This is a genomic window from Paenibacillus cymbidii, assembly GCF_004764705.1.
GTDB lineage: Bacteria > Bacillota > Bacilli > Paenibacillales > NBRC-103111 > Paenibacillus_AN > Paenibacillus_AN cymbidii.
Genome location: NZ_SHLX01000007.1, coordinates 179,398 through 203,774, shown reverse-complemented (window position 1 = coordinate 203,774; position 24,377 = coordinate 179,398). Strand labels below are relative to the sequence as shown.

At 59.2% G+C, this 24,377-nt stretch carries 23 protein-coding genes; 14 read left to right on the top strand and 9 right to left on the bottom strand.

What is annotated here, in order from left to right:
• Window positions 1-42: 42 nt before the first annotated feature.
• On the bottom strand, window positions 43-1,968 hold the full coding sequence (locus EXY20_RS12005) for a glycosyl hydrolase family 18 protein (RefSeq protein WP_135551212.1): 1,926 nt from the start codon (window positions 1,966-1,968) through the stop codon (window positions 43-45).
• Window positions 1,969-2,061: 93 nt separating this feature from the next.
• Here EXY20_RS12005 and EXY20_RS12000 point away from each other — a divergent pair, with 93 nt between their 5' ends.
• On the top strand, window positions 2,062-3,033 hold the full coding sequence (locus tag EXY20_RS12000; protein WP_135551210.1) for a 2-hydroxyacid dehydrogenase: 972 nt from the start codon (window positions 2,062-2,064) through the stop codon (window positions 3,031-3,033).
• 75 nt (window positions 3,034-3,108) lie between these two features.
• Here the strand turns inward: EXY20_RS12000 and EXY20_RS11995 are convergent, their stop codons facing one another.
• Both EXY20_RS11995 and EXY20_RS11990 read right to left on the bottom strand, forming a co-directional pair.
• Window positions 3,109-3,393: a DUF2653 family protein gene (locus tag EXY20_RS11995; RefSeq protein WP_135551208.1), complete on the bottom strand. Its 285-nt coding sequence runs from the start codon at window positions 3,391-3,393 to the stop codon at window positions 3,109-3,111.
• Between the two features lie 3 nt (window positions 3,394-3,396).
• Window positions 3,397-3,822, bottom strand: coding sequence for a hypothetical protein (locus tag EXY20_RS11990; protein WP_135551206.1), 426 nt, complete (start codon window positions 3,820-3,822; stop codon window positions 3,397-3,399).
• A gap of 174 nt (window positions 3,823-3,996) precedes the next feature.
• On the opposite strand from EXY20_RS11990, the gene EXY20_RS11985 reads away from it, so the two are divergent.
• The 9 genes from EXY20_RS11985 to EXY20_RS11945 all read left to right on the top strand — a co-directional run bounded on the left by EXY20_RS11985 (window position 3,997) and on the right by EXY20_RS11945 (window position 15,080).
• Window positions 3,997-4,530, top strand: coding sequence for a DUF309 domain-containing protein (locus tag EXY20_RS11985; RefSeq protein WP_135551204.1), 534 nt, complete (start codon window positions 3,997-3,999; stop codon window positions 4,528-4,530).
• Complete coding sequence (locus EXY20_RS11980) at window positions 4,527-5,282, top strand: response regulator transcription factor (protein ID WP_135551202.1); 756 nt, start codon at window positions 4,527-4,529, stop codon at window positions 5,280-5,282. Before EXY20_RS11985 ends, EXY20_RS11980 begins: the two co-directional genes overlap by 4 nt.
• Window positions 5,275-6,756: a sensor histidine kinase gene (locus EXY20_RS11975; protein ID WP_235885678.1), complete on the top strand. Its 1,482-nt coding sequence runs from the start codon at window positions 5,275-5,277 to the stop codon at window positions 6,754-6,756. The genes EXY20_RS11980 and EXY20_RS11975 overlap by 8 nt, the downstream gene beginning before the upstream one ends.
• Window positions 6,757-6,944: 188 nt before the next feature.
• A complete protein-coding gene (locus EXY20_RS11970; RefSeq protein WP_135551200.1) occupies window positions 6,945-7,496 on the top strand; it encodes a hypothetical protein in 552 nt (183 codons plus the stop codon).
• 521 nt (window positions 7,497-8,017) lie between these two features.
• Window positions 8,018-8,680, top strand: a complete 663-nt coding sequence (locus EXY20_RS11965) for a hypothetical protein (protein ID WP_135551198.1) — start codon at window positions 8,018-8,020, stop codon at window positions 8,678-8,680.
• A gap of 50 nt (window positions 8,681-8,730) precedes the next feature.
• The gene (locus tag EXY20_RS11960; protein ID WP_135551196.1) at window positions 8,731-10,557 is read left to right on the top strand and encodes an efflux RND transporter periplasmic adaptor subunit; all 1,827 of its coding nucleotides are present in this window, start codon (window positions 8,731-8,733) and stop codon (window positions 10,555-10,557) included.
• 37 nt (window positions 10,558-10,594) lie between these two features.
• Entirely contained in the window at window positions 10,595-11,308 is a 714-nt protein-coding gene (locus EXY20_RS11955) for an ABC transporter ATP-binding protein (RefSeq protein ID WP_135551194.1), read from the top strand.
• Complete coding sequence (locus tag EXY20_RS11950) at window positions 11,305-12,498, top strand: ABC transporter permease (protein WP_135551192.1); 1,194 nt, start codon at window positions 11,305-11,307, stop codon at window positions 12,496-12,498. The genes EXY20_RS11955 and EXY20_RS11950 overlap by 4 nt, the downstream gene beginning before the upstream one ends.
• Window positions 12,499-12,521: 23 nt before the next feature.
• Entirely contained in the window at window positions 12,522-15,080 is a 2,559-nt protein-coding gene (locus EXY20_RS11945) for a hypothetical protein (RefSeq protein ID WP_135551190.1), read from the top strand.
• Window positions 15,081-15,356: 276 nt separating this feature from the next.
• Here the strand turns inward: EXY20_RS11945 and EXY20_RS11940 are convergent, their stop codons facing one another.
• Window positions 15,357-15,929, bottom strand: a complete 573-nt coding sequence (locus EXY20_RS11940; RefSeq protein WP_135551188.1) for a beta-class carbonic anhydrase — start codon at window positions 15,927-15,929, stop codon at window positions 15,357-15,359.
• Window positions 15,930-15,950: 21 nt separating this feature from the next.
• Entirely contained in the window at window positions 15,951-16,319 is a 369-nt protein-coding gene (locus tag EXY20_RS11935) for an iron-sulfur cluster biosynthesis family protein (protein ID WP_135551186.1), read from the bottom strand.
• Between the two features lie 157 nt (window positions 16,320-16,476).
• On the opposite strand from EXY20_RS11935, the gene EXY20_RS11930 reads away from it, so the two are divergent.
• Both EXY20_RS11930 and mobA read left to right on the top strand, forming a co-directional pair.
• Complete coding sequence (locus EXY20_RS11930; protein WP_135551184.1) at window positions 16,477-17,994, top strand: carboxypeptidase M32; 1,518 nt, start codon at window positions 16,477-16,479, stop codon at window positions 17,992-17,994.
• Window positions 17,991-18,635, top strand: coding sequence for a molybdenum cofactor guanylyltransferase (gene mobA, locus EXY20_RS11925; RefSeq protein WP_135551182.1), 645 nt, complete (start codon window positions 17,991-17,993; stop codon window positions 18,633-18,635). The genes EXY20_RS11930 and mobA overlap by 4 nt, the downstream gene beginning before the upstream one ends.
• Here the strand turns inward: mobA and fdhD are convergent.
• From fdhD to EXY20_RS11910, 4 genes are all read right to left on the bottom strand, one after another.
• On the bottom strand, window positions 18,619-19,470 hold the full coding sequence (gene fdhD, locus EXY20_RS11920; RefSeq protein ID WP_135551180.1) for a formate dehydrogenase accessory sulfurtransferase FdhD: 852 nt from the start codon (window positions 19,468-19,470) through the stop codon (window positions 18,619-18,621). The genes mobA and fdhD overlap by 17 nt on opposite strands.
• 75 nt (window positions 19,471-19,545) lie before the next feature.
• On the bottom strand, window positions 19,546-20,409 hold the full coding sequence (locus EXY20_RS11915; protein WP_135551178.1) for an aldo/keto reductase: 864 nt from the start codon (window positions 20,407-20,409) through the stop codon (window positions 19,546-19,548).
• 165 nt (window positions 20,410-20,574) lie between these two features.
• Window positions 20,575-20,739: a hypothetical protein gene (locus EXY20_RS38870; protein WP_167859181.1), complete on the bottom strand. Its 165-nt coding sequence runs from the start codon at window positions 20,737-20,739 to the stop codon at window positions 20,575-20,577.
• Window positions 20,740-20,811: 72 nt separating this feature from the next.
• Window positions 20,812-21,207: a hypothetical protein gene (locus EXY20_RS11910; protein ID WP_135551176.1), complete on the bottom strand. Its 396-nt coding sequence runs from the start codon at window positions 21,205-21,207 to the stop codon at window positions 20,812-20,814.
• 364 nt (window positions 21,208-21,571) lie between these two features.
• Here EXY20_RS11910 and EXY20_RS11905 point away from each other — a divergent pair, with 364 nt between their 5' ends.
• The gene (locus tag EXY20_RS11905; protein ID WP_135551174.1) at window positions 21,572-21,976 is read left to right on the top strand and encodes a DUF2294 domain-containing protein; all 405 of its coding nucleotides are present in this window, start codon (window positions 21,572-21,574) and stop codon (window positions 21,974-21,976) included.
• 43 nt (window positions 21,977-22,019) lie between these two features.
• The gene (locus EXY20_RS11900) at window positions 22,020-24,368 is read left to right on the top strand and encodes an FdhF/YdeP family oxidoreductase (RefSeq protein WP_135551172.1); all 2,349 of its coding nucleotides are present in this window, start codon (window positions 22,020-22,022) and stop codon (window positions 24,366-24,368) included.
• Window positions 24,369-24,377: the final 9 nt, after the last annotated feature.

Sequence of the window (24,377 nt, the reverse complement as noted above, 5' to 3'; positions counted from 1 at the left end):
GAGCCGTTTCGCGGATGTTTACGGTTTGCGCATGGTCGAAAGCTATTTTTCCCCGATCATCATGTTCCAGAAATCGGCCGACTCGTACCCAAGCCGCCAAGCGGCAACGCCGGCGAGCTCGTACTTTTTGGCTACGTCCAGTCGCGCTTTGACGGTATCTTCGTTCTCCAGCCAGAACACATGCCGCTTCCCGCCCTCGGTATATTCGACCTTGTATTGATTGAAGCTTGGATCCCAAGTGGCGGTAGCGCCGCGCGCTTTCATCAGCGCCGGCAAATCCTTCATATACAGCGCCTTGTTCGACACCAGTTTGCCGGCGTCGTCGAGCGTCCAGTCGCGGATGTAGAACGGAATGCCCAGCATCAGCTTCTCCCGCGGTATGCCGTAAGCGAGAAACTCCTGCACGCCTTCTTCGACCCATTGCAGCCCGGCTACCGAACCCGGCGTCGTACTGCCCGACCAATATTGGTCGTACGCCATTGTCATAATATAGTCGACCATCGGCGCCAGCTTCTCGTGATCGAAGGCGGACAGGTGGTTCCATTTGACGCTGCCCCGCGGCAGATCGATCGACACGACGAGGCCATGCGCGTGCGCGTCGTCGGTAAGTCGTTTCATGAAAGCGGTGAAGTTGTTGCGGTCCGAGCCGGCGACCGACTCGAAGTCGATGTTGAATCCGTCGACGCCAAGCGCCACGCAACGATCGACCAAAGCGCGAATGAACTTCGTCTGCGCGGCTTCGCTTACGAGAAAAGCCGTCGTCAGCGGTCCGCTGAACTGGTTGCCGACGAGCGGGTGGACGGCGATGTTCTGACTGTGCAGCCAATCGACGCTTTCTTTATTCGAGTTGTCTTTCAGGCCGCCCTCCGCATTGTCCAACAGGAACCAGGACGGGGAGTCCATATCGAGCCCCTTGGTAATCGAAGCTTGCTGCTTGACCGTAGTTGCGGCGGAACTGCCGTTCCAGCCCCAGTACAGCAAGTTGCGGATATTGTTCCAGATTGAGCCGTCGCGCGGCGTGCGGATCGAAGCGTTGCTGTACTGCACGGCGTATGCGAGCGCTTGAGGCAGCGCCTGGAATTCGCCGATCGGGTTCGTGCCTTGCAGCACCGTATATGTCGGCGTGTTCGTCCAGATCGGCCGCCCCTGGAGCCGCACGGTCGTGTGCGCGTAGTAGGAGGCATAGGCGATCGCCTGATCCAGGCTCGTATAGGAGTCGAGCCGATTGTCGTTCTGATATACCTCGTAGGGCTTCGCGTTTTCGAAAATGACATTGTCGCTATTGGCGCGGTTGACTACGGTGGCGCCGCCCCAGCGGAGCGCTTCGTTCACCGCATCCTCCAGATAGGCAAAATTCCAATCCGGCGCCGAATATGTACCTTGGTAAACCCGATAGTTGGCCGGACCCGAACGGGCCTCCGCCTTGTCCGCCGCGTTCAGATTGTCCCACACCCAGCGGTTGTCGGCCAAATCGATAATGTGCGCGCCCGACCAACGTTTCGCTTCGGTTGTCGCTTCGCCCAGCGTGGCAAACGTCCAGGAATCGAGCGTATTGTCGCCTTGATAAACGCGGTAGCGCGGATAGTTGTTCCACACCCAGCCGGGTTTCTGCAAATCGCGCACGCTGGCGTAGCTCCACTTGCGCGCCTCGGCAATCGCGTCGTTCACGTGCGTAAATTCCCATTCGGGCAGCGACTTGTCGAGTTGGTACACTACATACCGCGGAAAATTGTCCCATAGCCATTTGCGCGTGCCGATTTCTTCGACATGGCTGTGCGTAAAGCCGCGAGCATACGCTTCGGCCATCTTCCGGTCGGAAAATTCCTGCAGCAATCGATCGTTCTGGTACACGCGGTATTTGGTCGTCTTGTCGGCCGCGTAAGCAAGCGGTGCAAACGCAGCGGACGATGCCGACAGAATCAGCATGCCGGCGAGCGCGAATGAAAGGGGGCGAAGCTTTTTGCGCATGAACGTTCCTCTTTCCCTCGTAATCTACTATACTATTAAACGAGAGCTCGAATGAATAGTTTCGCAGGAATAAAATGGGAGAGGGTACGCATCATGAAACCAGCTGTTTTTGTAGCCCGGCCGATCCCGGCCGCAGTGGAAGCTTTTTTGAGGGAACATTGCGAAGTGAGGAAATGGGATTCGTACGAGCCGATCGGGCGCGACCGTTATTTTGCGGAGCTGGCCGCCGTGGAAGGCTTGATTACTTCCGGCGGACTCGTCAACCGCGAGCTGCTGTCGCATGCGCCGAAGCTGAAGATCGTCAGCAACATCTCCGTCGGCTATAACAATCTAGATATCGAAGCGCTGCGCGAGCGCGGCATCGTGGCCACGCATACGCCGGGCGCGCTCGACGAAACCGTTGCCGATCTCGTGTTTTCGCTTATTCTTGCCACCGCCCGCCGCGTGCCGGAAATGGACAAACTGGTGCGTGCCGGCGAGTGGCGCAAAGGCGACGACCGTGTGCTGTTCGGCGTGGACGTCCATCACAAGAAACTTGGCATCATCGGCATGGGGAGAATCGGGGAGGCGATTGCCCGGCGGGCGAAGCTCGGCTTCCGGATGGACGTTGCCTACCACAACCGTTCGCGCAAGCCGGAAGTGGAAGCGGCGTACGGCGCCGAATATCGAACGCTACCGGAGCTGCTGGCCGAGTCGGATTTTATCGTGCTGATGACGCCGCTGACGAAGGACACGGAGCGGCTCATCGGACGCGAGCAATTCGCGGCGATGAAGCGCAGCGCCATCTTCATCAATGCGTCGCGCGGGCAAACGGTGGACGAGCAGGCGATGATCGCCGCGCTGCAGGACGGCACGATTCGCGGCGCGGGGCTCGACGTGTTCGAGCAGGAGCCGGTATCGCCGGACAACCCGCTGCTGCAGCTGCCGAACGTCGTCGTGCTGCCGCACCTCGGTTCGGCGACAACGGAGACGCGGGACGCGATGGCGATGCTGGCCGCCCGCAACCTGATCGACGGCTTGGAGGGGCGGACGCCGCCCAACGTCATTCCCGAGCTGCGCGCGTAACCGCCGCGCACACAGAACAACGGCTCGTCAGCCTTTCGGCCGACGAGCCGTTCCTTTTCCCGGATGCCGGAATCGTTATCCGGCGTCGCGCACAATGGCAAACATTTCGTCTTCGACGTCCAGCTCGATCTGGCTGCGAAACACCCGCTTGTCGTACGTCGTCAGCAGGTAACGTTCGAGCGCTTCCAGCATCGTCGCTTCGATCAGAAACTGGCTGCGGCCTTCCGCCGTCGCTTCCGCGGAAAACCCGAGCTCCTCGTCCCACATCAGCTGCACATCCACCTGATCGGGACGAAGGCCTTTGCGGCTGGCGATATGCATGCAGACGGCGTTGACAATTTCCTGCTCGGTCAGCCGCATCGGTTAGTACCTCTTTTGATTCGTTTTGCGCTTCTGCATGAAATAGCCGATCACGTTCCGCAGCAAAATGAATATGGCCACAATGGCGAACACATTAATCAACAGGCCGAGCAAATTGCCGAGCATGCCCATACTGCCGAACATTCCGCCGAACAGCATGCCGGCCAGGCCGCCGACGAGCATGCCTTTCATAAAGCTGCCGCCGCCGAAAAATCCGCCGGTTTTGGCGCCCGTAGTCGTTTGACCCGGTGTTTTGGTCGTAGCGCCGCTATTCGAATTGCTGACGTCGCCGCTCTTCGGCGTAGTCGGCGTGTACGATTTGGAAGGCGATTTGTAGCTGGTTTTCGGTTTGGCGTCCACGACTGTCGGCGCGGCGGTAAAGGCCAGGAACAGCATGCCGGACAGGACGACGAGCAGAAGCTTCTTCATGATATCCTCCTTGGATGGTGAGAAAATAACGGCGGCGTCCGCCTTGGTTGTTATTACGTACTACTATCGGCGGTGGTTTCACAATTTATTCGACATTTTGGCTTCCTTTCTAAACGAATAAATTCGATTGTGGTAAAATGAAGGCAATTCAAACAAGAACGAGGCGAAACTGCCATGTTGCCATACCCGCAAGCGTATTTGGACTATCTGCATTATTTTATGTACGAACGCGATTATTTCGAGTGTCACGAGGTGCTGGAAGCCTACTGGAAGGAACATCCGAACAGCCCGCTGAGAACGGTTTGGGTCGGTCTGATCCAGGTTGCGGTAGGCGCCTACCATCATCGCCGGGGCAACCGGGCCGGCGCGCTCAAGATGACGGCAAGCGCCGCGGAGAAATTGACGCCCGAAGGACTGCGCGAGCTCGGCATCGACGCCGAACCTTATTTGGCGCAGCTGAACGACCGGATCGAGCAGCTGCGCCGCGATCCGCTGGCGCCGTATCGGGCGATGTCGATTCCATTCGCCGACCGGGAGCTCGAGGCCGCTTGCTTGCGACGCTGCGGATTGGCCGTCTGGCCGCCGGCGGACCGCCGGATCGCGGACGACCTGCTGCACAAGCACACCCGCCGCGACCGAAGCATGGTGATCGGCGAACGCCGCAGCAGCTTGCTCGCCAAGCAGCTGGAACGAGGGGGGCAACGATGAGCGGGCTGGAAAAAATATTGGTGGTGGAAGACGAGCCGAATATTGCCGAGGTGGTGCGCCTGTACCTGGAGCATGCCGGCTACGAACCGCTGCTGCTGGCCGAAGGCAAGCAAGTGGAGGCGACGGTGCAGCTGTATGAGCCGGCGCTCGTGCTGCTGGACGTGATGCTGCCGGACGTCGACGGCTTCGAGCTGTGCCGGGCGATGCGGGCCATGCCCGGCGATGCGTCGCATACGCCGATTATTTTGCTGACGGCCAAGGGAGAACCGATCGACAAGCTGCGCGGATTTAATCTGGGCGTTGACGATTACATTGTCAAGCCGTTCGATCCGAACGAGCTGATCGCGCGGATCAAGGCGGTGCTGCGCCGTACCCGCTCCAAAGCGGGGGTTGCCGAAGCGGCGCCGGAGGGCGAATCGGAAGCGCGCCGATCGGCAGGCCGCCGTCGCGTGCTGCAGTTCGGCGTGCTGACGATCGATCCGGTGCAATTCAAAGTGTCCGTCGGCGGGACGCGGGTCGATTTGACGCTGAAGGAGATCGAGCTGCTGTACTGTCTGGCGGAAAATCCGGGCCGCGTCTACTCGCGCGACGACTTGCTCCGCCAGGTGTGGCATTTCGATTTCAGCGGCGGCACGCGGACCGTCGACGCGCACGTAAAAAATTTGCGCAAGAAGCTTGGCACAGATCCCGCCTGGTCGATTCAGACGATGTGGGGCATCGGTTACTCCTTCGAGGTGAACGAAGATGCTTAACCGGCTTCACGCCGTGTTCAGCCGGTTTCTGTCAAGCGTCTATTTGAAAATATTCGCGTCGTTTCTCGCTACGTGCGTGCTGTTTTTTATCGCGCTGGCGTTGTTCTGGAACAACATCTTCAACGATATGTTCTACAAGGACAAACGCGAGCTGCTGCAGGCGAGGGCGGGCGACGTGGAGCTGGCGCTGAAGCAGATGCAGGAAGGTTCGATTTTCAGCCGGGAGCTGCGGTTTGCGCTGCGGTTTATCGCCCGGGGCATCAACGGCGAAATATGGATCGCCGGCGAGGGCGGCACGATCTTGTACGGCAGCGAGCCGGACGTGGAAGGGAAGCTGATTCCGAAGCGGTTCGACGATAACTTCGCCAAGGCGCTGCGCAGCAAGAGCGACTATTTTATCGGCCATTTGCGCGACGCCGGCCCGAGCATGGACGAAAGCTATTTGACTTATTTCGTGCGCGTGAAGCAGAACAACCAGTCGTACACGATTTTTCTTCATGCGCGGGTCGAAGACATTCGCGACGCGGTGACGGTCGTTCGCTACTATATTTGGGTGCCGCTTTTGTTTTCGCTGGTAGCGGTTGGGTTGATCCTGTTTATTTTGTCGCGCCGGCTGTCGCGGCCGCTGCGGCACATGAACGAAGCGGCGCTGGCGCTGGCAAGCGGCGACTTTTCGGCCAAGGTGCCGGTGAGCGGCAATGACGAAATCGGCCAACTGGCGCACAGCTTCAACTTCATGATCGATCAGCTGCAGCACTGGGAAGATACGCGGCAAGATTTTTTGACCAACGTTTCGCACGAGCTGCGTTCGCCGCTGACGACGCTGCGAGGCATGATCGCGGCGCTCAACGACAAGATCATTCCGGAGCCGCGCATCCCGCACTATTTGCAAATTTGCGACCGGGAAGTGCAGCGGCTGCAGCGGCTGGTCGGCGATTTGCTCGATCTTGCGCGCATCCAGAACGGCGCCGGAGCGTTCCATACGTCGCGCATCGATGCGGTGCGCACCGCGCAGGATGTGATCGACCTGCTGGCGCCGGCCATTGCCGAAAAAGGGCTGAAGCTCCACGTCTGGGTGCCGGACGAATCGACGCCGCCGGCGCATGTGCAGCTCGATTCGGATCGTTATGCGCAGGTGCTGAACAATTTGCTGTACAACGCGATGCAGTTTTCGCCCGCGGACGGTTCGATTACTGTCTGGATGGGCGTCTCGAACGGCAAGTTTACGGTCCGCGTCCGCGATACCGGGATCGGCATGAGCGCCGAGGAGCAGAAGCGGATTTGGGAGCGGTTCTACAAGGCGGACCCGTCGCGCGGCGCCCGCACGGAAGGAACGGGGCTCGGGCTGACGATCGTGAAGCATTTGGTGGAAGCGATGGGCGGCTCGATTGAAGTGTACAGCGAACCCGGCAACGGCAGCGAATTTACCGTGCGTTTCCCGTTACTCCGCGGGAACGCGGCCGCAGAGGAATAGCGCCGCCGGATCGGGCTCGATCCCATATTTTTACACGTAACGTTTCAATCGGACTATCGCTTAATGCCTGAAATGTGTATACTCGTCTTATAAAGTTGTCGCGAGCGAAGCACGCCGCCTGTACCCATTACGCTGGGTTCTGGCGGCTGTTTTCGTTTATACCTCAAATTACGAAGGAGATGATACGATTGAGCATATTTGAAGATACGTATCGGAGTTGGTTACAAAAACATATCACGACCAGTCGTGGAGAACGGCTAAGGAGGCTGAAGGAACGGCACGGCTTTGGGGAAAAGTGTTTATTACAGCACGGATGGTGGCCAGTTGTTGGCAGTTTGGCGGATTTGCATCCGGAATATCCATTTGTCACGCCGAATGGTAACCACATCTCCATGGATATCGCATATTTGCGGGCGCCGAAGCCTACATGTCTTGAAGCTGACGATTTCGGCTCACACGCCCGCGATGCGGATCGCGGGAGTTTCTCGCGGGGACTGGATCGCCAGAACGAAATCGTTTTGGCTGGCTGGAACATACTTCGTTTTTCGCTCGACAAGTTAAAGGGAAAACCGCTCGAGTGTCAAAACCATATTCGCCGTATGCTCTTGGAGTGGTACGGACACGAATCATGCCGCATTATTGGATCTGTCGGTTTACGAACGAGAGATCGTCAGGCTGGCTGCGCGAACGAATACATCGATTACGCCAAGAGATGTAAGTCAACTACTCGGAAAAAGTGACCGGTCCGCGCGCGATCATTTGCACAACCTTGAGATAAAACAATTGCTTGAGGCAGCAAGCGGAACGAGGCGCAAGCGTAGCTACAAGTTATTCAATAGCGGAAGCGGGTTCCGCTAACAGCTTAGCTGGCGAGCTCGAGCACGCAATAGCGGAAGCGGGTTCCGCTAGCCCTAAGCAGACTCTCCACAGGGGGACTTTGCACTTTATGATCAGTGATGTAAATTAATGGTGCACTCTCGGTTTATGCACCCAAACGAAAATGTATAGTTGCATTTAAACTGAGGTCGCGCCTCGACGCTCCTCTCCTTTGCCAAGCCCGTCCAACTGATGCCTCGCTGCCCCACGAACGCACCATTTTACACTTTTTTCACATTTACCGCATCGTTTGTTCACGATTGTCCTTTATGCTGTTCCTTATAGGCAGGAGTCTCATGATGGAACGCCCGCGCAACGGATAGGACCGCCGGATGGCGTCATGCCTTGTGATCCTCACGTTTGCGCCAGGGAAGGAGGTTCCGCGGTGACAAGCAGAAGAAGGAGTGTGATCGGGCTTTTGCTTGTGCTGCTCGTATGCGGCGTTTTCGCCATGTTCGTCGCATGCGGCAGCAAGCTGGCCATTACGGACCGGCAGGCGGCGGCCGCCGAGCCGACGGACGCGGCAGCGGTCGCCGTGCAAAGCGTCAAGGAACGCGAGCTGGTGCTGCTGTTCGGCGCGCTCGTGCAGATGGACCGGCAGGCCAATCTGCGCATCAACCCGTCGCAGGCGATCGGCATGCTGCCGCTCGTGAAGAAGGCCGTCGCCGATGGGGAATTAGGTGCCGCGGAGGCGGCGAATTTGCAGCATTTGCTGACGCAGGAGCAGTTGCGGTACTACAACGACTTGTCGGACCGGCTCGCGGCGCGCTGGAAAGAGCTTGCCGGGGAAAACGCAATCGAACCGGACAGCTTGAGCGACGAGGAACGGCAGCACATGCTGGATGAAATTATTCGGCGAAACGTTCGCCGCGGCACAGGCCCGCCGCCGTCGCAATCGGCATCGCCGAGCGAAGCAGCAACGCCGGAAGGCGCGCCGGACGAAAGCCGGTCGGATAGCGGCATGCCGCCGCCTTTTGCCGGCATCCGCTCGGAAACGAACATTGAGCAGCAATTGCTCGAATTGCTGGAAAGCCGGGCGCAAACTTAAGCTGTTTGCAGCTGAAAGCGTCCAGAACGATAGGAGGACGGAGACTAACGATGAAATGGATCGGAAGGAACAAACGCTGGATTTCGTTTTTGCTGGTGGTCATTTTGTGCGGAGGCGGGACGTTCTATTATTTGAAATACGTCAAGCCGGACAATGCGAGCGCATCGACCGAAGTGACGACAACGGTCAAAAAAGGAACGATTCGTTCTTCCGTGACCGGTTCGGCCCAGCTCGAGCCGAAGGAAACGAAAATTTTGACATCGCCTTCGGACGGCACGATCAAAACGATCAAATTGCAGCGCAACATGGACAATGTCAAAGCGGGCGACGTGCTCGTCGAGCTGACGAACGCCACGCTCGATTCGAACATGACGAAGGCGCAAACGACGCTCGCTTCGCTGCAGAAAAGCCTGGACGATACGCAGGATCAAATCAAAGCGCTTACCGGCTACGCCCCGATCAGCGGAAAAATAACACTGTCGGCCAACCTCGACACCGGTTCGAACGTGCAGAAAAACGCCAAAATCGCCACGATTTCGGACAACAGCAAGCTGACGGCAACCATTGCGTTCAAGCTGGAGGAAGCGGCCAATCTGGCTGTCGGCGATGCGATCGACCTGTCGTTCGACGGCTTCCTGCTGACGAAAACGGGCACGATTGATTCGATCAGCAAGGAAGCGAAGCCGGACCAAAAAGGCGGCAAGCTGATCGAAGTGACGGTCAGCATCGTCAACGATTCGACGCTTGACGCCGGCATGAAGGTCAGCGGCTCGATCGTCAAAAACGGCGTAACGTACACCTCGCAAACGAAAGGCACGCTCGCCTACGCCAAAGTGGTGAATGTGCTTGCCGGAGCCGGCGGCACGATCGAATCGCTGCCGTTCGCAACGAATGCCAACGTTGACAAGGGGCAAGTCATTTTCACCATTTTCAACGATACGCTCAAGGACGATCTGAAATCGAAGCAGGACAGCATCGACCAGCAGAAACTGGCGATTCAGGACATTCAGGACAAACTCGATCTGCTTGTGCTCAAGGCGCCGTTCGACGGCACGTTCTCGACCGACTTCGTCAACCAGCGGACGAACATTTTGACCCAATTTACACCGGGAACCAAGGTAACGACATCGACCCAATTCGGCGGCATGGCCGACCTCAAGACGATGATGCTGACGCTGCAGGTCGACGAACTCGACATGGCCAACGTCAAAACGGGCATGAGCGCCGAAGTGAAATCCGATTCGATCGCGGGACGCGTGTTCCAGGCCAAGGTCGATCAAGTGTCGACGGTCGGTACGACCAGCAATGGCGTCACGACTTATAGCGTCGTGCTGTCGATCGACAATTCGCAAGGCACGCTCAAAAACGGCATGTCCGCAACAGGTGAAATTTTGTTCCAGAACAAGGAAAACGTGCTGACGATTCCGACGGAATTTCTGCAGCGCAGCCAAGGCAAAACGTTCGTAACGCTGAAGAAGGATGACGGTACGCTCGAAAGCCAGCACGAAGTAAAAACCGGCATTCGCAGCTCGACGCAAATCGAAATCACCGAAGGCTTGAGCGAAGGGCAAACGGTCGTCATCCCGGTAACGCCGAAGCAGCAAACGCTCAACGAGCAAGACATCAACCGGCTGCGCCAGCAATTCCAGGGCGGCACCCAGGGCGGCCAGGGCCAGTTGCAAATTTCGCCGGAAGACGCGCAGCGGCTGAGACAACAATTCCAGCAAAATGGCGGAGGCGGCAACTTCGGCGGCGGTAACGCGGGCGGAGGAAATGCTGGCGGAGGAAATGCCGGCGGCGGAAACGCCGGAGGCGGCAATGCGGGCGGCGGCGCGGCGCGCACCGGGGGCACCACAACGGGCGGCGGTGGCCGGTAATGCGACGGCAATCGCTTAAAGGGAGGTGCGACTACGCATGGACATGATCCGGCTTAATGAAGTGGTCAAAATATATCATCGCGGCGATCAGGAGCTGCAAATTTTGAGAGGCGTATCGCTCTCCGTTTCCGAAGGCGATTTTGTCGCCATTGTCGGTCCGAGCGGATCGGGCAAGTCGACGCTGATGAATATGATCGGCTTGCTCGACGTACCGACTTCGGGCACGTATACGCTGGACGGCGTCGATACGCAAGGGCTGTCCGACAATAAAATGGCGGCTTTGCGCAACGAGAAGATCGGCTTCATCTTCCAGCAGTTCAATTTGCTGCCGAAGCTGACGGCGCTGGAAAACGTGGAGCTGCCGATGATTTACTCCGGCTTGTCGAAAAGCGCTCGCCGCGAACGGGCCATGGCGATGCTCGAGAAGCTCGGCATGGCGGAGCGGTCGCATCACAAGCCGAGCGAGCTTTCGGGCGGCCAGCAGCAGCGCGTCGCCATCTCGCGGGCGCTGGCCACGAAGCCGGCGCTGATCCTGGCCGACGAGCCGACGGGAGCGCTCGATTCGCGCACCGGCCAGGAAGTGCTGGAGCTGATCATGCAGCTGAACGAACAAGGCAATACGATCGTGCTCATCACCCATGACAATCATATTGCCGAACATGCGAAGCGCATCGTCTCGATCCGCGACGGCGAAATCGTCAGCGATATCGTCAATGCGACGCAGCGGGCGAAGGAGGCGGTGCGGGCATGAAAATTCTCGAACTGATCGGCATGGCGCTGCGCACGGTCATATCCAGTCCGATGCGCACGATGCTGACGATGCTGGGCGTTATTATCGGCGTCAGTTCGGTCGTTACGCTCGTCTCGTACGCGCAAGGCACGTCGTCGGCCGTGGAGGAGCAAATCTCCTCCCTCGGCACGAACCTTGTCGTCGTCAACCTGCTCGGGGCGGGCCGCGCGACGCAGCTTGATTACGACGAACTGATGCAGTTCGAACAATTTCCCGAGTTCAACAAGATCGCGCCGGTCGTCACCCGGGCGAATTCCAACGTCCGGTACGACCGGACGACCGCTTCGTACACCGTGATCGGCACGAACGACCGGTACATGGAAATGAACAAGGCGGAGCTGGAATCCGGGCGCTTCCTGTCCGAATCCGATCTGGAATATCGCAGCAACGTCGTTGTGCTCGGCAGCGACGTCGCCAAAAAGTATTTCGGCTTCCTCGATCCGACCGGCGAACAAGTCAAAATCGACGGCGTTGTATTTACCGTCATCGGCAAGCTGGCGCCCAAAGGCAAAAACATCAGCGGAACCTCGATCGACTCGACCGTCATCATGCCGCTGGAAACGGCCAGGCGGCAATACAAGCTGGGCGGCATCAGTTCGACTTACATCGAGGCGGCATCGAAAAACGATATCGATACGGCGCAGGCGACGATCGAACAGTATTTGAAATACAAGTTCAAAATTACGTCCGGCGATACGTCGGCTTACTACCAAGTGCTGAACCAGAACGAAATGGTCGCCACGCAAAATTCGGTCTCGCAGCAAATGAACTATTTGCTGATCGGCATCGCCTGCATCTCGCTGGTCGTCGGCGGCATCGGCATTATGAACATCATGCTTGTTACCGTCAGCGAACGGACGCGCGAAATCGGCATTCGCAAATCGATCGGCGCCAAACGGCGCAGCATTTTGTCGCAATTTCTCGTCGAATCGGCCGTGATCAGCGGACTGGGCGGCATCGTCGGGCTCATTCTGGCGTATGCGATTTCGACGGCGCTGCCGTATTTTGTCGAAAGCATCACCACGAAGCTGGAACCGGCCGTTGCCGGCGGGGCGTTTCTGTTTTCGGTCGTCGTTGGCGTCATCTTCGGCTTGTACCCGGCGTACAAGGCGGCAAGATTGCGTCCGATCGACGCACTGCGTTTCGATTAACCACATTGGGAGGCTCGACTTTCATGATCAAACGAATGGGACGCAAGGGGCTGCTGCTTGCGCTTGCTCTGGCGACGCTCATCGGCGTGCTCTGGACGGGGGGCGCCGGAAACACGGCACTGGCGGGCAAGCCGGGCGTTTTTTTAAACGGCAGCACGTATTTCCTGCTGGATAAAGCGGTTTATTACGCCGGTTCCGATACGGGCTCGCTGCACTTTTCGATCCAACTCGTCAACGGTTCGTCTTCGGCGGTCGATTTCAACAATTACGGCGTTCGCGTGACGAACGCCGCCGGCTCCAGCTACAGCGCTACCTTGACCGAACAGACGTCGGCGCGCGTTCAGCCTGGCGCGACCCAAACCTACAGTTATACGGCGGACATACCATCCAGCGAAACGATCGACAAGATGTCGATTACGTTTTTCGCCTGGAACATGAATGCCGCTTCGTATATGGACGATCTCGGTTCGCTTGCGCTCAGCGAAGTGCTGCAGCCGGTATCGGCCGGCGGCAAGGCGGCCCGCTTGAACTTGAAAGATTTTGATTCCACGCTTTCCGACGATACTTACGTCTCGATCCAGTTGTCGCGCAGCTACAAGGCGCTGGCGAACGGCACCTGGAGCTTGTATACGGACGTGCTGCTCAAAAACGAGGGGTCGGCATCGATTAAAGTTCCCGCCTCCTTGCTGTTCCGCTACAAGGACGAAAACGACGTTTCTTATATGGCGAGCGCGGCCTATACGTCGGATCAAACGATTTTGCCGGGACGCCAGGCGCTGATCGTGGTGCAGGCAAGCGTAGGCGGCAGCGGCGATACGGACCGCTATAAGCTTGATTTTGTCAAAACCGCAACAGCGGCTGCCGCTTCGCCAAGCCCATCCGGCGCGGCGGGAGCAACCGGCCAGACGAGTGCCGGCTCCGGCTCAAGCAACACGGATTATATCCTGCTTGGTTCGATCGATCTGCAAGGCTCGATGATTCGGGCAAACGTCGGCGATCCGGTGCTGTATTCGTCGAAAGACGCCGACGCGCTGACGATGGAGACGGACAGCGTCACGTACCAGACGAAGTCCGACGGCGTGCACATCGATGCGGCGTTCGTTTTCACCAACAACAGCAAGAGCGTCTTGCCGGTACCGGGCATCGCCGGTTCGTTCCAGCTTGGCCAAAGCACGTATTTGCTGCCGGCTGCCGAGTCCGCGACGCATCCTGCGTTCCTGTCGCCGGGCGAGTCGACGACGTATCACTTTACGGCGACGTATCCTCAAGGCATCGACCCGGGGTCGGTTCAGCTCGTCGTGATGGAGAAGCGGGCGACGACGCCGGTCGTCAATACCCCGATCCAGATCACGAAGCTTCCGGCCGGCAACGCGGGAGGAACGGTCGTCGATCCGGCTTCCGGCATTGCGACAAGCGTCGGCAAGCTTGGTCTGGCAGCGCGCAATTCGTACCGGTTGTCGACGGACGGCACGGATGACGTCATCATGACGGAAATTCAAGTGACGAACCTGGAAAGCCATCTCGTGGCGCTTCCGGCAGCGGCATCCTTGTACGGTGGCCACTCGATCGGCGATTTTGACGCCGGCGGCAAAGCGATCCGGCTGCAAACGTCGCCTTACCTGAATCCGGGCCAATCGACGATTCTGTACGTATACACGAACGTACCGTTCAACACGACTGTCGATCAAGCGATTGTTTATCTCGGCGATGGCACGTACAACAGCGCAAGCTCCAGTTGGTCGGCCAAAACCGAGTGGGCGGAGCTGCCGGTGACGCTCGGCACGACGGCGTTCGGTCAGGCGAACGGCAACGAATGGTTCATCGCAGACGCCGGCCGCCAGTCGACCGGCAAAGTGGTGGACAGCCAAGTATACGATACGGGCACGCAGAAGCTGGTGGCGGTTCGGGTGCTGCAAACGAACAAGGAAGTGCGCAGCGCTTCGATTATTCCGTACACCGGATATGCGGCGACGGCGGACGGTTCCGTGTTTGCGCTCAGCGCGACGGACGACTCTACGGTCAAATCGTGCCGCGACTGCGGCGCGCTGACCACGCTGTGGACGAAGCTGCCTTCCGGCATGACGCCGGATCAGATGCAATTCATGTTCGGCCAAAAAATCGACGGCCAGGCGTTCGCTTCGCCGCAGCAATACTTGTATTTGCCGGCCGCGGCGCCGACGTACAGCGTCAGCAATGTGCAGCTGTATCCGTACACGATCAGCGTGAACAATGCGAAGATTGCTTCGACCGTTGCCAATAATAAACAAGCCTTTACGATCACTTTCGATTACAATCAATCGAAATCGGCGGATATTGCCGGCGCAGCCAAAAACCGCGGCCTGCAGTTCGAGCTGGTCGATGTGACCGGCAAGTCGATCAACAAGTGGGACACGGTGTATCCGCTCGAAAAGACGGGGTCCGTCAATCCGCTGACGATCGGTTCGAATACGCTCACGACGATGCAAACGATTGAAATCAGCGATTTGAACAACCTGCTCCAATATTCCCGTTACCTCAAAGTGTACGAATCGTTCGAAGGCGCAACGCGTCTGATCGGCACGCTCGATCTGTCGTTCAACTAAGCGCCCGCCCGCACGAACAAGGCCTCCCGATCCGCCGAATGGCGGGAAGGGAGGCCTTCCTTTGTTTCCAAAATAACCAATGAAAAATGGCTTATTTGCCCGATTTGGCCTGCCTTGACGAAAATAGCCAGTGAAAACATGGCTTATTCGCTCCGCCAGGCCCCGAATCAGGCATGTTAGTCGAAATAGCCAGTGCTTTCACTGGTTATTGTGGAGAGGTGGCCTGTTTTTGGCGAAATAGGCAATAAAACATGGCCTATTTTTCAATTGGTCCGCCTACTTGCTTGCCGGCTGCGCGTTTTCCAGCACGAGATCGAGCTGGCCGGTGTCGGGATGGATGAGCAGTCCGTGAACCTTCACGTCGTTCGGCAGCAGCGGGTGATTGCGGACGATGTTCACGCTTTTGATGACGGCGTCCTGCACGTGATCGAAGCCGGTCAGCCAGCGCGACAAATCGATGCCGGAATGGTCGAGCGTCGCCAGCACGTTGTCCTGCACGCCGCGCTTGCGCGCCTTGTCCAGCACGGAGTCGGAGTTCAGGCCCGTCATGCCGCAATCGTGGTGGCCGACAATGATCACTTCGGATGCGTTAAGCTCGTAAATCGCCACCAGGATGCTGCGCATGACGCTGCCGAAAGGGTGGGACACGATAGCGCCTGCGTTTTTGATAATTTTGGCGTCGCCGTTGCGCAGGTTGAGCGCTTTGGGCAGCAGTTCGACGAGGCGCGTGTCCATGCAGGTGAGGATAACCATCTTTTTGTCGGGGAATTTGTCGGTGCGGAACGATTCGTATTCCTTGTTGGCTACAAATTGGCGGTTGTACGCCAGCATTTCATTAATGACGGACATCGGTCTTCCTTCTTTCTTTCATTAGTTTGCGAGTGGATTCTCGATGTTCAGCATCGAATGGTAAATTTGGCAATCGCTTTTCAGCAGGAAGGCCGGTTGGTTCCGCTTGACGTCCAGCAGCAATCGCTCCTCGAAAAAGACGACATGCCGCCTCTCGATGATAAAGGTGATCCCGCCGGCGCCGATCGTTTCCATGGCCAGCTCGGCATCGTCGCCCCGGCCCGTTCCCGCCGCCAGCGGAACGTCTTGCGGCACGAGCCGCAGCGCCGGAACGCCGCTGACCGCACACCCGCAGCCTTCGGTGTCGTAGTCGAGCTTGATTCGCAGCGGGCCGCTGCCGAACCGTTCGCGGATTCGTTCGTTTGCCGGATTGCTGACCGTCATTTGCATGGCACGCCACTCCTCGCCTTGTTCATTCGCTTTCGCCTCTATGTTGATTATAAAGGTCGGAACAAGTAATATCAAAGAAAGACGGCGCCGGCACGGAAAATAACGGCCGGAGCCGGGCGCAAGCTGCCCAAATGGACGCGTCCAAGGAGGTTTCGCGATGAACGAATGGGAACAGAAGCTGACCGGTTACCGCAACCTGGTCCGCAAAATCAAAAGCTATGAAGAAGCCGTCGGGCTCATCTATTGGGATATGCGCACCGGGCTGCCGAAGAAGGGCGTGCAGGGCCGCTCCGATGTGGTCGGCGTGTTGTCCGGCGAAATGTTCCGCCTTTCCGTATCGCCCGAAATGGGCGAATACGTCGTTTATTTCAGCGAGCCGCAGCATGCGGAGCGGCTGGACGAAACGACGCGCGCCATGGTGCGGGAGTCGGCCAAAGACTACGAGCGCAGCGTCAAAATACCGCCCGACGAATACGAAGCGTACGTCGTGCTTACTTCGAATGCGGAAGCGGTATGGGAGGAAGCGAAACACGCGTCCGACTACGCGCGGTTCCAGCCTTATTTGGAACAGATTGTCGCGACGAACCGGCGGTTTATCGAACTGTGGGGCTACGAGGGGCATCCGTACAATACGCTGCTCGATATGTACGAGCCCGGCATGACCGTGACGGAGCTGGACCGCGTGTTCGGCGAGCTTCGCGGCAAGCTGGTTCCGCTCGTCAGCGCCATCCATTCGTCAGGCCGCAAGCCTGAGACGTCGTTCCTGCGGCAGTCGTTCGCCAAAGCGAAGCAGCGGGAGTTCAACCTGTACATCTTGCGCCAAATGGGCTACGACTTCGATGCCGGACGGCTTGACGAAACGGTTCATCCGTTCGCAACCGGGCTCAATCCCGGCGACGTGCGCATCACGACGAAGTTCGTGGAGAACGATTTGGCGACGGCGCTGTTCGGTTCCATTCACGAAGGCGGCCATGCGCTGTACGAGCAAAATATCGACGCGGCGCTGATCGGCACGAACCTGTGCACCGGCACGTCGATGGGCATTCACGAGTCGCAATCGCGCTTCTGGGAAAACATGGTCGGGCGCAGCCGGCCGTTCTGGAGCCGGTATTACGGCGACCTGCGCAGCGCGTTCCCGGGCCAGCTCGACGACGTATCCGTCGAAACGTTTTATGCGGGCATCAACGAAGTGCAGCCGTCGCTCATCCGCATCGAGGCCGACGAGTTGACGTACAACCTGCACATCATGATCCGCTACGAAATCGAAAAGGCGCTGTTCGACGGAACGGTGACGGTAGCGGAACTGCCGGCCTACTGGAACGACAAATATACCGAATACCTCGGCGTCACGCCGCAAAACGACGGGGAAGGGGTGCTGCAGGACGTACACTGGGCGGGCGGCTCGTTCGGCTATTTCCCTTCGTATTCGCTCGGCAACATGTACGCGGCGCAGTTTCGCGTCACGATGCAGAAGCAGCTGCCGGACCTGGACGGCTTGATCGGGCGGGGGGAACTGCTGCCGATCAAAGAATGGCTGACGCAGCACATTTACCGTTACGGCAAAGCGCAAACGCCGGCGGAAATCGTGCGCAGGGTAACGGGCGAACCGCTGAACCCGGCGTATCTGGTCGCGTACCTGGAGGAGAAGTACAAGGACGCGTACGGGTTAACGTGATTGAACAAGCCGGTCTTATCGTCGTTGCCGGCGGCGGCAGCCGGCGCATGGGCCGCGACAAGAGGCTGCTGCCGTTCGCGGGCGAGCCGCTGCTGGCGCGGACGCTGCGCCTGCTCGCCGGCTCCTTCGCGGAAGCGGCCGTTGTCACCGCGGGGGACGGCGCCGCAGATGCCGCCGCCGAAGAAACGATCCGGCGCATTGTGCGGCGGTTCCCCGGCGTGCGGCTGCTTGCGGACGCCGAGCCGAACGCCGGGCCGCTTGCCGGCCTGAGCGCCGGACTTGCCGCCCAGGCGGCGCCGCTGCAGCTGGCGATTGGCGCCGACATGCCGTTTCCGTCGCCGGCGCTGGCGGAGGCGCTGCTGCGCTTGTGCCGCGACAGCGGCGCCGAAGCGGCGCTTCCGGAAACGGCCGGACGGCTGCACCCGCTGTTTGCGGTCTATCGCCGGACGTTGGCGGCAGCGCTTGGCGCATACGTCGCCGGCGGGGGACGCAAAGTGACGGACTGGACGCTGTCGCTCCGCCATGTCGTGCTGCCGGAGGCGGAAGTGCGTCGTGTTGATCCGTCCGGTCTGGCGCTGGCGAACATGAACCGCCCGGAAGATTACGCCGCGGCGCTGCGGGCGATCACTCCGGAGGAGTAGCTTCCGCAGCGGGCTCGGGAGCGGAAGGGGCCGTTCGCTGCGCCAGCTCGGCGATGCGTTGCGGGTGGGAATACACGTTCAGCTTGTCGCCGCGGATGAAGCCGACCGCCGTAATGCCGAGCTCGTCGGCCATTTGCAGCGCCAGCATCGTTGGCGCCGATTTCGACAGGATGATGCCGACGCCGATTTTGGCCGCCTTGAGCACAATTTCCGACGAGATGCGGCCGCTGAACGCAATCGCCTTGTCATGCAGCGCGATGCCGCCGCGCAAGCAATAGCCGTACAATTTGTCGAGCGCGTTGTGGCGGCCGACGTCCGTGCGCACCGCCACGATACCGCCGGCGTCGCACAGCGCGGCATTATGGACGCCGCCTGTTTCGTGGAACGTGGACGAGCTCGTTTGCATCAGCCGCATCAACCGCCCGGCGTCGGCGGCCGACAACACCGTATCGCTCGTTACCGGCAACGCCGTCCGGGCATCGTTGAAATAATAAAACGACTGCCGGCCTTTGCCGCAGCAAGACGCGATATACCGCTTGTTGTAAAATTGCTGGTTGATCGCCGGCGTTCCATTCGTTTCGACGTAGGCGAACCCTTGACGCTCGTCGATCGTAATGGCGACGATTTGATCGGCGCGGCGCACGATGCCTTCCGAAGCAAGGAAGCCGGTCGTCAGCTCCTCCAGATCGGTCGGCGTGCAAACGAGAGTCGCCAGCTCCTCTTCGTTGACGAATACGGTCAACGCGTATTCCGTCACGATTTCGTCGTCAAGCTCGGTGATCGTGTCGCCCTGGAATCGATAGATGCGTCTTGTTTCGGAAATCGGCAGTTCCATGGGGTTGTTCCTCTCTGCATGTCATTACGACCATCATACCACGGCTGGAAGTCCGTTGGCGCCGTCCAAGCGTTCCTACCCCTGAAACGGGCTGGCGTAAGCCGGCACGCGCGACAAAATCGCTTCCGCCGTTTCGTCGCTCATGGCGCCGAAGCGGTTCACGGCATCGACGATCTTCGGCAACAGCCGGGTGTCGCCGGCGCTGGCAAATCCGGCGATCTCCGGCCGCCGCAGCACGAAGTGAACGCACGCGTCGATCGCGGCCTGCTCGTCGAACGGCTCGTACCAGGTGGCGTAACGCCGTTCCTCGCCGCTCGGCCACGGTCCTTTGGCAATCGCCTTGATGACGCGCAGAGCGACGTCCTGTCGGGTCGTCTCCGCAGCCAGCGCGTCAAAGTCGTGCCGGTAATCCGGCATGGCGTACAGCTGGTAATTGAACGGGGTCAGCACCGCATCGAACGGATAGCGCCGCAGCGCCTCCAGATGCGTGGCCGGCGCCTGGTGGCCGTGGCCGGTAATGCCGATCGCCTTGACCAGCCCCTCTTCCTTCGCTTCCAGCAGCGCCTCCAGCGCGCCGCCCTTGGCGGTGCACTGGTCAAGCTCGGCAAGATCGCCGACTGCGTGCAGCTGCATCAAGTCGATCGTGTCCGTCTGCAGCAGCTCCAGCGACCGCAGCAGCTGTTCCTTCGCTTCCTTGCGGGTGCGTTGCCCCGTTTTCGTGGCGAGGAAGATGCGCTCCCGCACCTTCGGCATCCACGGCCCCATCCGTAGTTCGGCGTCGCCGTAGCTGGCCGCCGTATCGAAATGCGTAATGCCGTGCTCAAGCGCAAACGCGATCGATTCGTCCGCAGCCGCCTGTGTCACTTGCCCCAGGCTGGCGGCGCCGAACATGACCACGGAGCGCATTTGCCCGATCCGTCCCAGTCGACGGTCCATCATCGAAATCCCTCCCGAATGTCGCCTGCGTATTCCGGCGTTCCCTTGCATTATATCGCTTTCGCCGACAATTGCGAAGGGGAGGCCGCATCCGGCACGGCAAACGAAAAACCGGTCTGCGGTTCAATCGAACCGCAGACCGGTTTGGCGTCTTGCTTCGCCCCCGCGTCAGAACAGCGGGAACACATAACGAACCAGGAAGTAAAGCAAGCCGAAAAATACGATCAGGTAAGCCGCATATTTGATGCCGGCCGCCGCTACTTTGCTGGAATCGGAATGTTTTTCGACGGTTCGATTTTCCACCTCGATGTTGCGGTGTTCGTTCGTTTGCATCTCTATCCACTCCTTTGGCGAAACGAGATTATGGGTTGGTTTTCCCGGTACCCGGCGCTAACCGGGCTCCATTCATCGGTAGCGCAAGCTGCCGCTTTGCGTCACGATCTGTTCCACGTGGCCATGGCTGCAGCGCAGCGCCTGCACTACGCTGTCTACATCATCCTCATCCACCCGCAGCGACAAGGCGTGCCTGAGCTCGCCAAACTTGCGAACCGGCTTGGCGTCTGCGTCATACGTCGGCACGGCGACGACGGCAGGTTCGCCATAACCGACGACTCCGGTCGCCGACGTACCGTCCATACCTGCCGTTCCCGCCGCGAACGGCGCGAGCAGCGCCACTTTTTTCGACGGGGGGGACTCGATCGGGCCGATGTCCAGCAGTTTGGCGCCATAAGCCTCCACCTTGATTTTGGCCGACTGGGCCTGATTTTCGTTTTCGAAATACGCCTGCACGATTCTCGACATCGTCGTGACCTCCTTCATGGATTTGAACCGGTCTGCCTCTTTTTACCCTTGCCTGCGGCGAGTGAAACGAACCATCCGGACCGCGCCCCGTCCGATCCTGCAACAATCGGCCAAAAACGCGGCTTTGTCTGGCGACGGAGAACGTTTTCATGCTATACTGGGGAAGCGGGTATTGACACGGGATAGCGGGCTGTCACCGGTTTCTGCTCCGCAGGTTAGCGAATCGAACAGCATGCTGGTGCTTGGCAGCGCTCCTGCTCAAGACTAACCGCTGCACATTCCCCTGATCATGACACGTCTATCGCGTTCATGAAGTTAGGCGGTGTTGTGGCGGTTTTATTTTTGCTTACGGGGATGAAACGCCATGAACAAATACGAAGCGGAATTCAGCAATTTGGTGAAGTCGTTCCGCAAGCGCCATATGGGGAAAGGGCCGGAAAAAATCGTCACGACGTTTTGCCGGCATTGGGCGATTTGCGAAATGGAAGGCAATTTGTCGCCGGTGGAGAAGTTTATCGCCGCCGCCGACGGCGGCAAGCAGATGCTGCGCGCCGCCCGCACGGAAATGGTCAAAGACATGTACCGCAAACACCCGCCCGAAGAAATGGAGCGGTTTCTCGGCGCACGATTCGTCGACTTGTTCGTCGATATCGATATCGAACGCGATTTCGGCATGTCCGTTTTCGTGTTCGACATCAACCTCGAGGAAAAATTCGGCAGCGGCCGCGACAAACGCGGCGGCACCTTGTTGCCGGGCGACAATTCCTGAACACTAGGGGCGGTTTGGCGGAAACGAAAGGAACGATTGCATCATGGGGACAACGAAGCACACGGGGCCGATTCGGCTGAACACGAAGCCGAAGCCGTCGCTTTGGGCCAGTTACATTCCGTTCGGACTCGGCAAAATCAAGCCGCATCACATTCGCGACACGATGAAAGTGATGCTCGACAACCGCGACAATCTCGGCTACGCGATGCGCATCCTGACGAAAGGCGTGTGCGACGGCTGCGCGCTTGGCGTTTCCGGCTTGCACGACCAGACGCTGTCGGGACCGCATCTGTGCACGACGCGGCTGAACGTGCTGCGGCTCAATACGATGCCGGCGCTCGATCCGAAGCTGCTCGGCGACGTGGAGGCGCTGCGCAAGCTGGACAGCACGGCGCTGCGCAAGCTGGGACGTATTCCATACCCGCTGCTTCGAAGGCCCGGTGAAAACAAGTTCACGCGAATCAGCTGGGACGATGCGCTGGATCGCATCGCGACCAAAATCCGCGCCGTCGATCCGAAGCAGCTCGCCTTTTATTTGACGGCGCGGGGCATTACGAACGAAGTGTACTACACGGCGGCGAAGATGGCGCGTTTCCTCGGTACGAACAACATCGACAACGCGTCGCGCATTTGCCACTCGCCGAGCAAAACGGCTTTGAAACGAACGCTTGGCATCGGCGCGTCGAGCTGCAATTACAAGGATTGGATCGGCACGGACGTGCTCGTGTTCTGGGGCTCGGTGGCGGCGAACAATCAGCCGGTGTCGACCAAATACATGTACGCAGCCAAAAAAGCCGGCACGAAAATCATCACCATTAATCCGTATCGCGAGCCGTCGATGGAGCAGTACTGGATCCCGTCGATAGCCGAAAGCGCGCTGTTCGGCACCAAAATCGTCGACGACGTGTACCAGGTCAACATCGGCGGGGATATCGCATTCATGAACGGCGTGATGAAATGGTGGTTGGAGATGGAGCGGCAGAAGCCGGGTTCCGCCATCGACCACGCTTTTGTCGCCGCGCATACGAACGGCTTCGCCGAGCTGAAGGCGCACGTCGAGCGGCAGGAATGGGAGCCGATCGAACAGTCGAGCGGCTTGACGCGCGAACGGATTCGCGAGTTCGCCGAGCTGCTTGCCGGCGCCAAGTCGGGCGTGTTCATCTGGAGCATGGGCCTGACGCAGCATAAATTCGGCACCGACAACATTACCCAGGTGGCCAATTTGGCCATGCTGCGCGGGTTCATTGGCCGCGAGCATTGCGGCGTCATGCCGATTCGCGGTCACAGCGGCGTGCAGGGATCGGGCGAGATGGGCGCCGAACCGATGTCGCTGCCGGGCGGCATCCCGATTACCGAAGAGAACGCCGCTCGTTTCGAGCAGTTATGGGGCTTTGACGTGCCCCGCTGGAAAGGCGACATTATTGGCGTAACGCTGGAAAACGCGCTGCTGCCGGACGACAATGAGCGCCGCACGCGGCTGCTGTTTACGAGCGGCGGCAACTTTCTCGAAACGATGCCGAACCCGGCATTCGTCCGTTCGTGTCTGGAGCATGTCGAGCTGCGCGTGCACCAGGACATCGTGCTGAACACGTCGACGCTGCTCGACGCGCGCGAGGAAGTGATCGTGCTGCCGGCGATGACCCGTTACGAGCAGCCGGGCGGGGGGACGTCGACGAGCACCGAACGCATGGTGTATTTCAGCCCGGAAATCGAAGGCCCGCGGATTGAAGAGGCGCGCAGCGAATGGGAAATATACGTCGACCTCGTTAACCGGGTCGATCCGGCGCGCAGCGCGTTGTGCCGATTCGACAACGCCGCGCAAATCCGCAACGAAATTGCGGTTGCCGTGCCGTCTTACGACGGTATCCAGCATTTGTCGAATGAAGGAGACGTCTTTCAGTGGGGAGGCGCCTGGCTGTGCGAAGGCGGTGTCTGCCCGACGCCGGACGGGCGCGGCAGCTTGCTGCCGATCGACCAGCCCGATCTGCGCCGTCCGGAAGGGCGTTACTACGTCACGACGCGCCGCGGCAAACAGTTCAACTCGATGATCTTCAGCGACAAAGATCCGTTCAATGCGGCCGACCGTTACGATGTGCTGCTGCATCCGTCCGATGCCGCTGCCGTCGGCGTGCGCGAAGGGGAAGCGATCACCGTGTTTAACGAACACGGCGCCATGCACGGCACGGCCAAGTTCGCCGACACGAAGCCCGGCAATATCCAGGTGCACTGGCCGGAAGGCAACTGCCTGATCCCGAAAGGCGTGTACGAGCCGCATGCGGGCATTCCCGAGTACAACACGAGTGTCGGGGTGCAGCCGTCGGGGCAATACGTGGCGGCGATCGACGCCAAATATACGAAGAAGAAAAAACGCGGGTCGGACGACGACGTGTAAACGCCTCGC